The following is a 13,770-nucleotide window of genomic DNA, read 5'->3' on the forward strand; positions in this document are numbered from 1 at the left end:
CCAATATTGGAACGCAATTGATGCAGATTAAGCAAAATGCACGCCAACTTTAAATTCAGGGTGTCAAAGTTGAACCTTTATTAAAAAAATGCGCTGAAATTGGACTTTATTAAAATTGTAGGCCGAAGATATTAAGTAATTAACTTTTAAAATGTATCAAAATGGTGCAAATGTAAATATATAAGACAAACAGTGGATTAATTTTGGTGCATTACATAAAGAGTCGGCTTCCCACCTATTTTTATCAATCGAAAAGTCTTACAATACGCGCATTCTAGTGGAGCGCAGATTCATGAAGTCCCCCAAAGTCGGTTTTGTTTCTTTAGGTTGTCCTAAGGCATTGGTAGATTCTGAACGAATTTTAACTCAGTTAAAGACTGAAGGTTATGATGTGGCATCAGATTATGATGGTGCCGATTTGGTTGTTGTTAATACCTGTGGTTTTATTGAATCTGCAGTACAAGAATCATTGGATGCGATTGGCGAAGCAATGAGTGCCAATGGTAAAGTTATTGTGACAGGCTGTTTAGGCAAAGACGAAGATAAAATTCGTGAAATGCACCCAAATGTCTTAAAAGTCACAGGCGCGGCAGCTTATCAGGATGTCATGGAAGCAGTACATGAATATGTACCAGCACCGCCAAAGCACAATCCATTTATTGATTTAGTGCCAGAGCAAGGCATTCGTTTAACCCCGAAACATTATGCCTATTTAAAAATATCGGAAGGATGTAACCATCGTTGTACCTTCTGTATCATTCCAAGTATGCGCGGTGATTTGGTATCACGCCCAGTTGGTTCTGTACTTGACGAAGCGGCTGCATTAAAACGTGCAGGTGTAAAAGAAGTATTGGTGATTTCTCAAGACACCTCTGCTTATGGTGTAGATACCAAATATAAACTGGATTTCTGGAATGGTCAGCCAGTTAAAACCAAATTTTATGACATGTGTGAAGCCTTAGGTCAATTAGGGATCTGGGTTCGTTTGCACTATGTTTACCCATATCCGCATGTAGATGCTGTTATTGATTTAATGGCTCAGGGTAAAATCTTACCGTACTTAGATATTCCTTTTCAGCATGCCAGTCCGCGCATCTTAAAATTGATGAAGCGACCAGCCCATAGTGAAAACACATTAGAGCGCCTGAAATTGTGGCGTGAAAAATGTCCTGAATTGGTGATTCGTTCAACATTTGTGGTCGGTTTCCCAGGCGAAACTGAAGAAGATTTCCAAATGTTGCTGGAATGGTTGAAAGAAGCGAAGTTAGACCGTGTGGGTTGCTTTACTTATTCACCAGTCGAAGGTGCTACGGCTAACGATTTACCAGATCACGTACCTGAAGAAGTTAAGCAAGAGCGTTATGAACGTTTTATGGAAGTTCAGCAGGAAATTTCAGCGGCTAAGCTACAAAAGCGTATTGGTCAGGTCATGACGGTCTTGGTTGATGATCTTGAAGAAGAGTTTCCTGTTGCAGTAGCTCGTTCATATGCGGATGCACCTGAAATTGATGGGAATGTCTTTGTTGAAGATATCGACAAGAATCTGATTAAAGCAGGCGATTTGCTTGAAGTAGAAATTACTGATGCAGATGAATACGATTTGTTTGCGAAGTTGATTCGAGTGAAATCGGCTTAAGTAAATCCATATATAGAAAAATAGAAATTAAGTTAATTTGGAGTTTGGAATGTCAGATTCAAAGAATCCACGCTATTCACGCATCTTGCTAAAGCTTTCAGGTGAGGCGCTTGCGGGCAACAAGGACATGGGGATTGATGCGCAAGTATTAGACCAAATGTCTTTATCTATTGCACATTTGGTTGGCCTTGGTGTGCAAGTTGGTATTGTTGTTGGTGGTGGTAACTTATACCGTGGTAGTCAACTACAGAAAGATGGTTTGGTTGGCCGAGTAACGGGTGACCAAATGGGTATGTTGGCAACTGTTATGAATGGTTTGGCTATGCGCGATGCATTGGTACGCCGTAACATTAAAACACGTTTAATGTCAGCATTGCCAATTGGTACTGTGGTGGAATCATATTCTAGCCGTGATGCAATTCGTCACTTGACTCAAGGTGAGGTATGTGTATTTGTTGCAGGTACCGGTAACCCATTCTTTACGACAGATACTGCAGCATGTTTGCGTGGTATTGAAATTGAAGCTAGCCTTATCTTAAAAGCCACTAAAGTTGATGGTGTTTATAATAAAGACCCAAGCAAATTTGATGATGCAGTGAAATACGACAATTTAACATTCGATCAAGTGTTGGATGAAAAGTTGGGTGTAATGGATTTAACTGCAATCTGTTTGTGTCGTGACCATCATGTACCGCTTCAAGTATTTGATATGAACAAGTCTGGTGCGTTGCTTTCAGTGGTTATGGGTGAAAAAGAAGGGACTCACGTTACGAACTAATGTACGTGAGCCTGAAAGCTCTTTATACTACACGCTATTTTAGTAATGACATCTTTTAGAATTAAGTAAGGAAGATCATATGATTAACGATCTTAAAAAAGACGCAGAAGACCGTATGAACAAGTCACTTGACTCGTTGGAACATGGTTTTGCAAAGGTTCGTACTGGACGAGCGCATCCATCCATTCTGAACGGTGTAATGGTTCCTTACTATGGCTCTGATGTGCCTTTAAATCAGGTTGCCAACGTTGGTGTTGAGGATTCTCGTACACTTTTAGTTCAACCTTTTGAACGTTCAATGGTTGCGGCAATTGATAAAGCAATTCGCGAATCAGATTTAGGTTTGAATCCTATTACAGCAGATGCGATTCGTGTGCCAATGGCAGCATTGACAGAAGAAACACGTCGTGACATGCAGAAAGTTGCACGTAACGAAGCTGAAAATGCAAAAGTAGCAATTCGTAACATTCGTCGTGATGTGTTGGGTGATATCAAAGCATTGTTGAAAGAAAAAGAAATTTCTGAAGATGATGAGCGCCGTGCAGGTGAAGATATCCAAAAAATCACTGATAAGTTCGTTGCTGAAGTTGAAAAGCGTTTGGCTGCAAAAGAAGCTGAATTGATGAAGGTCTAAAATTAATGACCACATCTGAAGACACTACACATCTTCCAAAACATGTTGCCATCATTATGGATGGCAACAATCGTTTTGCCAAAAAAATGCAGATGCAAAAGGGTGCGGGACACCGTGAAGGTAAAAATGTCCTTGATCCAATTGTTGAGCATTGTCGAAAAAGAAAGATTCAAGCTTTAACCGTTTTTGCATTTTCAAGCGAAAATTGGAACAGACCTCAGTATGAGGTGGATTTGCTGATGAATTTGTTGGAAGAAACAATTCATGAGCAAATCCCACGTATGGAAAAATTTGAAATCGCTTTAAGATTTATCGGTGATCGTTCTCGCTTGTCTCCGCATTTGCGCGAGTTAATGTTGCATGCTGAGCAAAGGACTGCTAAGTTCACTCAAATGACTTTAACCATTGCGGTGAGTTATGGTGGCATGTGGGATATGGCGCAAGCTGCACAACAAATTGCTCAGGAAGTCAAAGCTGGTAAGCTAGAAATGAGTCAAATTAATACTGAGCTTATGGGGCAGTATATTAGTTTGTCGGATCTACCTGCTGTTGATTTGCTGATTCGTACAGGCGGTGACTATCGACTGTCGAACTTCTTGCTTTGGCAAGCTGCGTATGCAGAATTGTATTTTACTGAAACTTTATGGCCTGAATTCGATGTGCAAGAGTTTGATCATGCACTTGAAGTTTTTGCAGGACGTGAACGTCGTTTTGGTAAAACATCTGAGCAAATTCAACAAGATAAATTTGAGAATTAATAAATGTTAGAGCGGATTATTACCGCCTTGGTATTGGTGGCAGTTGTACTTAGTTGTATGTTTGCTACTCAATCTCAGTATCCAATGTTGATGCTGATGATTGTTGCCGCTGGGGTTGCTGGTTATGAGTGGTTTAAGCTCATGCCGAGAAAAACAAATCATATTATTAAGCCTTTTGCATGGTGCTACGGTATTGTTACTGCTGCATTGGCAACTTTGGCTTTGTATTTTAAAGATATTGCACTTTTATTATGGTGTGCATCCATTTTGTCTTGGTTAGTCAGTGTTTATTGGGTAAAAAATTATCCAGAATACGATGGTTGGTATAATAACAGTCTCTATTTTTCAGGATTTATTTTAGTTTCTGCTGCCGTAACAGCAATTTTCGCGCTATGGGTGAGTTCTCCATGGTGGTTAATGTATCTGTTCTTGTTGGTTTGGGGAGCAGACAGTGGTGCATACTTTGTTGGGCGTAAATTGGGTAAGAAAAAACTTGCGCCAGATGTAAGTCCAAATAAATCCGTTGAAGGGTTGTATGGTGGTATTTTAACCTCAATGCTTATTGTAATTGTTGTTGAAGTTTTATATCTAGATTTAACGTTAGCGCAACATATTTTGTTCCTGATTCTCTCTATAGTCACTGTGTTTAGTTCAGTCTTGGGAGACTTGTTTGAGTCCATGATTAAACGCCGAGCGGGAATTAAGGATTCTGGTCGAATCTTACCTGGGCATGGCGGTGTATTAGACCGTATTGATTCTTTGCTTTCTGCAGCGCCAATATTTGCTGCGGGGATGTATGTGTTAAAACTAATTGGCGTAGATTTGTAAATGTCACAAGCAGTTTGTATCTTAGGTGTAACGGGTTCTATTGGGCAAAGTACCTTAAAAATACTGCAACAGCATCCTGAAGATTATTCTGTTTTTGCAATAACGGCATACAGTCGAATTCAAGAATTGGTGCAGATTTGCAAACAGTATCGCCCCAAAATTGTGGTTATTCCATCTGCCAAAGAGCGAGAGTTACGACAAAGCTTTGCGCAAGAAAATATTAATGATATCGAAATTTTATTTGATGAAGCGGGCTTAGAAACAGTTGCTCGTCATCCCGATGTCGATGTGGTGATGGCTGCAATTGTCGGAGCTGCGGGCCTATTGCCAACTTTGGCCGCGGTTAAAGCGGGTAAGCGAGTACTGCTTGCCAATAAAGAAGCCTTGGTCATGTCTGGTGATTTGATGATGCAGGCTGCTCGGGAGCATCAAGCCTTATTATTGCCCGTAGACTCTGAGCACAATGCAATTTTCCAATGTCTACCTGAACAATATTTGAATGTAGAACGTAATGGTCAGCCTAAACTGGGTGTTTCGCGTGTTTTATTAACAGCATCTGGTGGGCCATTTCTTCATCATTCTCTAGATGAGTTGAAAAGTGTTACACCTGAACAGGCCTGTAAGCACCCTAACTGGTCTATGGGGCAGAAGATTTCTGTTGATTCTGCGACTTTGATGAATAAGGGGCTTGAATTAATCGAAGCGTGTCATCTTTTTGCAATTTCAGAACATTTTGTAACAATTGTTGTTCATCCACAGAGTATTATTCACTCCATGGTGCAATATGTTGATGGTTCAACTTTGGCGCAAATGGGGAATCCGGATATGTGTACTCCAATTGCTCATGCTTTAGCTTGGCCTAAGCGTATTAATACCCATGTTCCAGCTTTGGATTTATTCGTAAACCATCAGCTTGATTTTCAAGAGCCAGATACAACGCGCTTTCCTGCTTTAACCTTGGCTCGCCAATCTATCCAAGCGGGTGGCTTGGCTCCTACAGTTTTAAATGCAGCAAATGAAATAGCGGTGGCATCTTTCTTGCAAAAACAGATTGGTTTTACCGATATTCCTGTGGTGGTTGAACATACGTTGAATCAAGTTGAAAATGGTTCTGCGGATTCAATAGATTTAATCTTACAAGTGGACTCAACTGCCAGATCTATTGCTCAGCAGTTTGTAAGCAGTAAAGGAAGCTAAAATGAATGCCTTGTTTATTATTGTTGCAGCAATTTTATTGCTCGGGCCTCTTATCGCGATTCATGAGTTCGGACATTATTTTGTAGCACGTAAACTCGGCGTTAAAGTTTTGGTTTATTCGATTGGCTTTGGGCCAACTGTGTTGAAATGGACATCTAAGAAGTCAGGTATTCAATATCAATTGTCTGCTTTGCCTTTAGGTGGCTATGTCAAAATGTTGGATGAGCGTGAAGGTAATGTGGCGGAAGCTGATTTACCTTATGCATTTAACCGTCAACATCCATGGAAGCGTATTGCGATTGTAGCCGCAGGACCGCTGATCAATCTTATTTTTGCAGTGTTATTATTTTGGGTGCTATTTTTACCTGCACAAGAACAATTAAATACACGAGTGGGTAAGGTCTTGGTGAATTCACCTGCCGCAACTGCCCAAATGCAGGTCGGTGACAAGATTACAGCTGTTGATGGCGCTAAAACCACGACTTGGGAGCAATTGAATTTTGCTTTGGTTGATCGTGCTGGTGAATCGGGGGTTATTCAGATTGAAGCAGATCGAAATGGTCAAGCAAAGTCTTTTCAACTTCCTATTCAAAATTTCTTAAAAGATCAAAATCAATCGCCATTGGATAGTTTGGGCTTTATTCCATATCGCCCGTATTTTCCTGCAACTGTCAAGAAGTTAAGTGAGGATGGTGCAGCGATTCGACAGGGAATGAAAGCGGGTGATCAGATAGTTGCAATTGATGGTGTAAAAATGAAAGATTGGTTTGATGTTGTTGAGGTGGTTCAAGCCTCACCTGAAAAACTACTCAAAATTGATGTATTAAGACAAAATCAGTTGGTGCATTTAGAAGTGATGCCACAAGGTAAGCGAGACAACATGGGTAATGTGTCTGGTGTGCTTGGTGTGCAAAACAATCCTGGTCAAGTGGTCATTCCTGAGGAATATAAGCAAACGATTCAATATGGTCCTGTAGAAGCATTTGGAAAAGCGCTTGATAAGACAGGGCAAATCAGTACCATGATTTTGAACTCTATCGTGAAGATGGTTCGTGGTTTAATTGGTTTGGAAAACTTATCGGGTCCAATTACGATTGCAAAAGTCGCTGGACAAAGTGCTGAAATGGGATGGCAAACGTTTATTTCTTTTATGGCATTGATGAGTGTTAGTTTAGGAATATTAAACTTATTGCCGATTCCTATGTTGGATGGTGGGCATTTAGTGTACTACTTTGTGGAATTGATTCGTGGTAAACCTGTTTCTGAACAAATACAATTGGTTGGTTTAAAAATTGGTATGGTACTGCTGGGTAGCATGATGCTCCTTGCATTATTTAATGACTTTATGCGTTTATAACAACGTCGCTTTGAAATTAACATCGGAAAAGACTGGCATGCAGCACACACATTTATTTATGCCTTTGGCACTGGTTAGTGCTATGGCAGCAGTACAACAAGTATATGCAGCGGATGAATTTATTGTCCGTGATATAAAAATTGATGGACTCGTTCGTTTAACTCCTGCCAATGTGTATACCATGTTGCCAGTACATAGTGGTGATCGTGTTGATGATCAGGCTATTTCGAATTCAATTCGTGCATTGTATGCCTCAGGAATGTTTGATGACATTAAGGCATCGAAAGAAGGCGATACGCTTGTATTTAAAGTGATTGAGCGTCCGCTGATTTCTAAAGTTGAACTGAAAGGTAATAAACTTATTCCAAAAGAAGCTTTGGAAGAAGGTTTGAAAAAAATGGGCTTGGCTGAAGGTGAAGTGTTAAAAAAATCAACACTTCAAACAGTTGAGTCTGAATTAGAGCAACAATATGTTCAGCAAGGTCGTTATGATGCTGATGTAAAAGTGACAACTACAGCAAAACCCAATAACCGTGTAGATTTATTGCTCGAGTTTAATGAGGGTAAGGCTGCTAAAGTTGTCGATATCAATGTTATTGGAAACACCGTTTTCAGCGATAGTGATATTCAACAAGCTTTTGCTGTAAAAGAAAGCAGTTGGAGTTCAATTGTTTCACGTAATGACCGTTATGCACGTGAAAAAATGGCTGCAAGCTTAGAGGCATTACGTGCTTTATATTTAAATGCAGGTTATATCAACTTTGATATTACCAATTCTAGCTTGAACTTGAGTGAAGATAAGAAGCGAATTTTTATTGAAGTTTCTGTCAATGAGGGTCAGCAATTTAAGTTTGGCGAATCTAAATTCTTAGGAGATGCATTATATAAGCCTGAAGAATTGAAGGCGATGCAGATTTATAAGGATGGCTCGACATATTCACAAGAAAAAGTAAATGCTGTAAAGCAATTGTTGTTACGTAAATATGGTAATGCAGGTTATTACTATGCGGAAGTGAATGTTGTTCCGCAAATTAATAATGAAACACGACAAGTTGATCTAAATTACTATATTAATCCAGGTCAGCAAGTGACTGTACGTCGTATTAATTTTACAGGTAATACCAAAACTTCTGATGAAGTATTACGTCGTGAAATGCGTCAAATGGAAGGTGCTTTAGCAAGTAATGAAAAAATTGACTTGTCTAAAGTACGTTTAGAGCGTACTGGTTATTTTAAAACAGTTGATGTTAAACCAGCACGTATTCCGGGTATGCCTGATCAGGTCGATTTGAATGTGAGTGTTGAAGAACAACATTCAGGTACAAGTACCTTGGCAGTGGGTTATTCACAAAGTGGTGGTGTTACATTCCAAGCTGGATTAAGCCAAACCAACTTTATGGGGACAGGTAATAGCGTTGCAATCGATTTGTCTCGTTCAGAAACTCAAGACTACTACAATCTCAGTGTAACCGACCCATACTTCACCATTGATGGTGTGCGTCGTGGCTACAACATGTACTACCGTAAAACCAAATTAAATAGCGACTATAACGTTAATAACTATGTGACGGATAGTTTTGGTGGTGGTATTAACTTTGGTTATCCTATTGATGAAAACCAAAGTGTTAGTGCAGGTTTGAATATTGATAAAACTGATGTAACGACGGGTCCGTATGTATCTACTTATGTGCGAGATTATTTAAAAGCACATGGTGGGAAAGTTAAAAATACAGCAACTTATTGTATGGTGGATTTAACTGAAGCAAATAATTATACCTGTCCAGATGGTCAAACTTCGGCTCCTTACGAATCTGAATTTACAGGTGATTTCCTCACTTATAATCTAACTTTGGGTTGGTCATACAATACACTGAACCGTCCAGTATTCCCTACAACTGGTCAGTCGCACCGTGTCAATGCTGAGGTTGCTTTACCTGGTAGTGATGTTGAATACCAAAAAATTACTTACGATGCACAAGCATTTCTACCTCTAGGTAAGGATTTTGTGCTGCGTGGCTATGGTAAATTAGGTTATGGTAATGACTTACCTTTCTATAAAAACTTCTATGCAGGTGGTTATGGGTCAGTACGTGGTTATGACAACAGTACTTTAGGCCCAAAGTATGATGGTGTTTACTATAGTGAAACAAAGAAACCTGATCCATCACCAGAAGAAGTGGGTGGTAATGCTCTAGTTCAATTTGGTACTGAGTTGGCGTTACCTTTACCGTTTAAAGGGGATTGGACACGCCAAGTCCGCCCAGTGTTGTTTGCAGAAGGTGCACAAGTCTTTGATACTCAATGTGATGTGTTTAGTACAGAAGCTGCAAAGAAAACATGTAAAGATGAATATGGTTTTGATTTAAGCAATATGCGTTATAGCGTGGGTGTAGGCTTTACATGGATTACCATGATTGGTCCATTGTCGTTAAGTTATGCCTTCCCACTAAATGACAAGCAAGGCGATCAAACTAAAGAGCTTCAATTTGAAATCGGTCGTACTTTCTAAGTACGATCTTTCTTAAACCAAAGACAATATACAATAAGGTTTAATAAATGCGTAAAATAATCAAAGCATTGGCTATTGCTAGTGTTTCACTTAGTTCAATGGTTCATGCAGCAGGCTATGGCGTGGTCGATCTAGAGCAGGTAGTAGAGAATAGTACTTATCTCAAAGCGCAGAACGCAACCCTGCAACAGTCGATCAAGCCGCAAACTACTCGTTTAGAGCAGTTGGGTAAAGAGCTTGAGGCAATGAAACAAAAGGCTCAGACAAGTAAGCTTTCTGAGGCTGAAATGCAGAAAATGAGTGCGGAATATCAAACTAAGCTAAATGAGCTAAATGGTATTCAACAAGGTCTGCAAGGTAAAGTTCAGGCGTCTTTGCAAGTAATGAACAAGACATTGGATTCTCGTATTAAGCAAGTTGCTGAGCAATTGCGTAAAGAGGGTAATTTAGATGTAGTGTTGAATAAAAACTCTGCACTTGCCTATGACGCTAAGTACGATTTAACTGATAAAATGATTCAAAAGGTTAATGCAATTAAGTAATCAATGAATCTTAACAAAAAAAGTTTAGAAGACCTTGCTCGTCTTGTTCAAGGCGAGTGTATAGGTCAATCCAATCTTGTTATTCAAGGTTTGGCGAGCCTCGATGCAGCATCTGCGCAAAATATTTCCTTTGTGACAGATGAAAAGTATTTGGATAAGGCACTTGCGTCAAAAGCGGGTGCTCTTATTGTCACTCAGGCTTTACAAGAAAAAATGCATAGCCATAAAAACTTTATTCTTGTTCCCAATCCATATCTTGCTTTTGCAATTCTCACACATGTGTTTGAGAAAAAGCATCATGATGTTGGTATAGAAAGTACTGCACAAATTCATCCTTCAGCAATTATTTCAGATTCGGCTTATATTGGCCATTACGTTGTAATCGGTGCGCATTGCGTGGTTGGTGATAACACTGTAATTCAACCACATGTACGTATTGATGATGATGTAGAAATTGGTAAAGATGGATTTATTGATTCGCATGTGACATTAACAGGCGCATGTAAAATTGGTGATCGTGTGCGTATCCATGCCAATACTGTGATTGGTGGAGAAGGGTTTGGTTTTGCACCTTATCAAGGTAAATGGCACCGTATTGCTCAATTAGGTTCCGTTCAAATTGGAAATGATGTTCGAATAGGTTCAAATTGTAGTGTCGATCGTGGTGCTTTGGATGATACCATTTTGGAACATGGTGTTAAGATTGATAACCTTGTGCAAATCGCACATAACGTTAAAATTGGTGAAAACACTGCAATTGCAGCGAAGAGTGGAATTGCAGGTAGTACAACAATTGGCAAAAACTGCATCCTTGCAGGTGGTTGTGGGGTAGTTGGGCACATTTCAATTGCTGATAATGTGACAATTACAGGAATGTCAATGGTCACAAATAATATTTACGAAGCAGGAAGTTATTCTGGTGGTACAGGATTATTTGAAACACCGCAATGGAAGCGTACAGTTGTAAGGCTTCGACAATTAGCAGATGTGCCATTGACCCAATTAGTCAAACGACTTGATCATATGCAGACTCAAATTGAGTCCCTTGAATCAACTTTTAAATTGCGTAAATAGAAATATGATGACTGAGTCGACTTTACTATCATTTACGAAACCAGAATTGCCAATGCATATTCAGCAAATTCGTGAATATTTACCACACCGTTATCCATTCTTATTGGTTGATCGCATTGTTGATGTAACTGATAATGGGATTGTGGGCTATAAAAACGTTTCAATTAATGAAGAGTTCTTACAAGGACATTTCCCGAATTACCCAATTATGCCTGGTGTGTTAATTGTTGAAGCCTTGGCTCAAGTTTCAGGTATTCTGGGCTTTATTATGAACAATGAGAAACCAAGTGAAGGTTCTTTGTTCCTTTTTGCAGGTGCAGAGAAGGTAAGATTTAAAAAACAAGTGGTTGCAGGTGACCAACTTGTATTAAAATCTGAGCTGATTATGCAAAAACGTGGTATTTACAAATATAATTGTATTGCCACTGTTGATGGCGTAGTTGCGACAACCGCGGAAATTATGGTTTATCATCAGAAAGTATAGAGCAGGCATGAGCAATAACGAATTCATTCATCCAACCGCTATTATTGACTCATCAGCAGTAATTGCTCCGGATGTGCAAATTGGGCCCTATTGTATTATTGGTCCACAGGTCACAATTGGAGCTGGTACAAAACTTCATTCACACGTTGTGGTTGGAGGTTACACGCGTATTGGTAAAAATAATGAAATTTTCCAGTTCGCGAGTATTGGCGAAGTATGTCAAGACCTAAAATATCAAGGTGAAGAAACCTGGTTGGAAATTGGTGATCACAACTCAATTCGTGAACATTGCAGTTTACATCGTGGTACTGTGCAAGACCAAAGCTTGACCAAAATTGGTAGTCATAACTTATTGATGGTAAATACCCATATTGCACACGATTGCATGGTAGGTGATCATAATATTTTTGCTAATAATGTAGGGGTAGCGGGTCACGTTCATATTGGTGATTACGTTATTGTTGGTGGAAACTCAGGTATCCATCAGTTCTGTAAACTTGCTTCATTTAGCATGATCGGCGGTGCATCTTTAATTCTGAAAGACGTGCCTGCTTATGTAATGGCTTCTGGTAATCCTGCACATGCTTTTGCAATGAATGTGGAAGGCATGCGCCGCAAAGGTTGGTCTAAAGAGGTTATTCAAGGCTTGCGTACAGCGTTTAAACTTATTTATAAAGAAGGTTTAACGACAGTTGAAGCTATTGAGCGTATCCGTCAAGAGATTTTACCTACGGTGGCTGAAGCTCAATTGTTGATTGATTCTCTGGAGCAGTCTGAACGCGGTATTGTGCGTTAATTAATTGTAAAAAAAGACACCTTAAGGTGTCTTTTTTTATTTCTTGAAATAGCCTGCTTCTTCGCTTTTTGGATATTGTTTTAAGAGCTTTGCTTTGTATTGATTTGCCAAGGCTGTATTACGGTCAACATCTTTGGCTATGTTATATAGTTGATAAAGCGCTCGTGATGCTTTAGAAGACTGCGAATATTGGTTGACCACAATATTATAATTCCGCTTGGCTTCGGTATAGTTCGTAGGTTCTATGGCTAAGTTAAATTCTGCTAACCAGAAGTAAGCATTACTAATATAAACACTATTAGGATGGTTTTTGATGAAGTTTTGCATTGGAGCAATCGCTTTTTTCGCACCACCTTGTTTATATGCATCTAGAGCGACGGTGTAAGCGGCTTTTTCCAAATCTGTAGTTTGTTGTTGAGTGTTTGGTGTAGTTGTTGTATCTATGCTTGTAGCTTTAGTTGAGTTAGTTGCTACGGGTGCGGGATTACTTACATTATTTACTGCTGGAGCGGTGGTTGAGGTGGTGGTGCTGTTGGAGCTGGGAGAAGTATCTTGTTGATTATCCTCCGTTTGGGTGGCACTGTCAGGATCAACCTTTTGTTGTAATAATTCTAAACGTTGATCTAGGTCAGTATAGCGATTGTTTAGATCATTTTTAAGTTGCTCAATCGTATTTTCTTGTTCTTCAATACGTCCACGCAGACTTCTAATATCATTTTCAAGTTGCTGATTTTTCTGCATCAGTTGCCAATTGATGTTGGTTGGCACACTAGTCTCTGCAACAGGGGTGTTGGTTGATGTTGAGCCATAGTTAGAACCAGAATCGTTTTGACTTAAACCGCGAGTTTCAATTGGGACGTTGGCAAAAATAGAACTGCTGCTGAGTAAGGTGAGTGCATAAATTGCATGCTTATATTGCATCATAAAAACATATCCATTTTGTATTACTTGCTTAAAGCCTTGAGTTTGTGTGGCTTTATTCATTACATCTTGAACACATTTAAAATGTTCGAGTAAGGAAAAGCAATAAGTGTTTACAATCTTGTCGTATGTTTAAGGTAAACTTATCCTGCATGTCGAAGAAAAAATGTCATAAATTGGTATTTTTGTATTTTAAATAATCAAATGAATGGCTTAGCTATATAAATGCAGATTAAAGGCTTGCAACTTGAGTAAA

13 protein-coding genes are annotated in these 13,770 nt (G+C 39.3%); 12 read left to right on the forward strand and 1 reads right to left on the reverse strand.

Annotation, left to right across the window (positions count from 1 at the left end; all coding sequences use genetic code 11):
- Nucleotides 1-292: 292 nt before the first annotated feature.
- From rimO to lpxA, 12 genes are all read left to right on the forward strand, one after another.
- Nucleotides 293-1,636, forward strand: a complete 1,344-nt coding sequence (gene rimO, locus I593_RS11345) for a 30S ribosomal protein S12 methylthiotransferase RimO (RefSeq protein ID WP_016167715.1) — start codon at nt 293-295, stop codon at nt 1,634-1,636.
- Between the two features lie 49 nt (nt 1,637-1,685).
- Entirely contained in the window at nt 1,686-2,414 is a 729-nt protein-coding gene (gene pyrH / locus I593_RS11350) for a UMP kinase (protein WP_016167716.1), read from the forward strand.
- A 79-nt stretch (nt 2,415-2,493) separates the two neighbouring features.
- Nucleotides 2,494-3,048 carry a ribosome recycling factor gene (gene frr, locus I593_RS11355; RefSeq protein WP_016167717.1) on the forward strand — a complete coding sequence of 185 codons (555 nt, stop codon included), beginning with the start codon at nt 2,494-2,496 and terminating at the stop codon, nt 3,046-3,048.
- Between the two features lie 5 nt (nt 3,049-3,053).
- The gene (gene uppS, locus I593_RS11360; protein WP_016167718.1) at nt 3,054-3,806 is read left to right on the forward strand and encodes a polyprenyl diphosphate synthase; all 753 of its coding nucleotides are present in this window, start codon (nt 3,054-3,056) and stop codon (nt 3,804-3,806) included.
- A gap of 3 nt (nt 3,807-3,809) precedes the next feature.
- Complete coding sequence (locus I593_RS11365; RefSeq protein ID WP_016167719.1) at nt 3,810-4,634, forward strand: phosphatidate cytidylyltransferase; 825 nt, start codon at nt 3,810-3,812, stop codon at nt 4,632-4,634.
- Nucleotides 4,635-5,831, forward strand: a complete 1,197-nt coding sequence (ispC, locus tag I593_RS11370; RefSeq protein WP_016167720.1) for a 1-deoxy-D-xylulose-5-phosphate reductoisomerase — start codon at nt 4,635-4,637, stop codon at nt 5,829-5,831.
- Between the two features lies 1 nt (nt 5,832).
- Nucleotides 5,833-7,188: an RIP metalloprotease RseP gene (gene rseP / locus I593_RS11375; RefSeq protein ID WP_016167721.1), complete on the forward strand. Its 1,356-nt coding sequence runs from the start codon at nt 5,833-5,835 to the stop codon at nt 7,186-7,188.
- A gap of 37 nt (nt 7,189-7,225) precedes the next feature.
- Nucleotides 7,226-9,697 carry an outer membrane protein assembly factor BamA gene (bamA, locus tag I593_RS11380; protein WP_016167722.1) on the forward strand — a complete coding sequence of 824 codons (2,472 nt, stop codon included), beginning with the start codon at nt 7,226-7,228 and terminating at the stop codon, nt 9,695-9,697.
- Between the two features lie 47 nt (nt 9,698-9,744).
- On the forward strand, nt 9,745-10,239 hold the full coding sequence (locus I593_RS11385; RefSeq protein WP_016167723.1) for an OmpH/Skp family outer membrane protein: 495 nt from the start codon (nt 9,745-9,747) through the stop codon (nt 10,237-10,239).
- A 3-nt stretch (nt 10,240-10,242) separates the two neighbouring features.
- Nucleotides 10,243-11,313, forward strand: coding sequence for a UDP-3-O-(3-hydroxymyristoyl)glucosamine N-acyltransferase (lpxD, locus tag I593_RS11390; RefSeq protein WP_016167724.1), 1,071 nt, complete (start codon nt 10,243-10,245; stop codon nt 11,311-11,313).
- Nucleotides 11,314-11,320: 7 nt separating this feature from the next.
- Nucleotides 11,321-11,797 (forward strand): 3-hydroxyacyl-ACP dehydratase FabZ, encoded by a 477-nt coding sequence (gene fabZ, locus I593_RS11395; RefSeq protein ID WP_104442206.1) that lies wholly within the window; start codon nt 11,321-11,323, stop codon nt 11,795-11,797.
- A 7-nt stretch (nt 11,798-11,804) separates the two neighbouring features.
- Entirely contained in the window at nt 11,805-12,593 is a 789-nt protein-coding gene (lpxA, locus tag I593_RS11400; RefSeq protein WP_016167726.1) for an acyl-ACP--UDP-N-acetylglucosamine O-acyltransferase, read from the forward strand.
- 36 nt (nt 12,594-12,629) lie between these two features.
- On the opposite strand, the gene I593_RS11405 is transcribed toward lpxA, so the two are convergent.
- Nucleotides 12,630-13,517: a YbgF trimerization domain-containing protein gene (locus I593_RS11405; protein WP_026441033.1), complete on the reverse strand. Its 888-nt coding sequence runs from the start codon at nt 13,515-13,517 to the stop codon at nt 12,630-12,632.
- Nucleotides 13,518-13,770: the final 253 nt, after the last annotated feature.

Origin of the sequence: Acinetobacter tandoii DSM 14970 = CIP 107469 (genome assembly GCF_000400735.1) — a bacterium.
In the GTDB taxonomy this organism is placed as follows: domain Bacteria; phylum Pseudomonadota; class Gammaproteobacteria; order Pseudomonadales; family Moraxellaceae; genus Acinetobacter; species Acinetobacter tandoii.

Bases quoted from the DNA above. Each gene is read 5' to 3' on its own strand.
- fabZ (WP_104442206.1), top strand. From the start codon at position 11,321: ATGACTGAGTCGACTTTACTATCATTTACGAAACCAGAATTGCCAATG.
- frr (WP_016167717.1), top strand. From the start codon at position 2,494: ATGATTAACGATCTTAAAAAAGACGCAGAAGACCGTATGAACAAGTCA.
- I593_RS11365 (WP_016167719.1), top strand. From the start codon at position 3,810: ATGTTAGAGCGGATTATTACCGCCTTGGTATTGGTGGCAGTTGTACTT.
- lpxA (WP_016167726.1), top strand. From the start codon at position 11,805: ATGAGCAATAACGAATTCATTCATCCAACCGCTATTATTGACTCATCA.
- uppS (WP_016167718.1), top strand. From the start codon at position 3,054: ATGACCACATCTGAAGACACTACACATCTTCCAAAACATGTTGCCATC.
- pyrH (WP_016167716.1), top strand. From the start codon at position 1,686: ATGTCAGATTCAAAGAATCCACGCTATTCACGCATCTTGCTAAAGCTT.
- bamA (WP_016167722.1), top strand. From the start codon at position 7,226: ATGCAGCACACACATTTATTTATGCCTTTGGCACTGGTTAGTGCTATG.
- rseP (WP_016167721.1), top strand. From the start codon at position 5,833: ATGAATGCCTTGTTTATTATTGTTGCAGCAATTTTATTGCTCGGGCCT.
- I593_RS11405 (WP_026441033.1), bottom strand. From the start codon at position 13,517: ATGATGCAATATAAGCATGCAATTTATGCACTCACCTTACTCAGCAGC.
- I593_RS11385 (WP_016167723.1), top strand. From the start codon at position 9,745: ATGCGTAAAATAATCAAAGCATTGGCTATTGCTAGTGTTTCACTTAGT.
- ispC (WP_016167720.1), top strand. From the start codon at position 4,635: ATGTCACAAGCAGTTTGTATCTTAGGTGTAACGGGTTCTATTGGGCAA.
- rimO (WP_016167715.1), top strand. From the start codon at position 293: ATGAAGTCCCCCAAAGTCGGTTTTGTTTCTTTAGGTTGTCCTAAGGCA.
- lpxD (WP_016167724.1), top strand. From the start codon at position 10,243: ATGAATCTTAACAAAAAAAGTTTAGAAGACCTTGCTCGTCTTGTTCAA.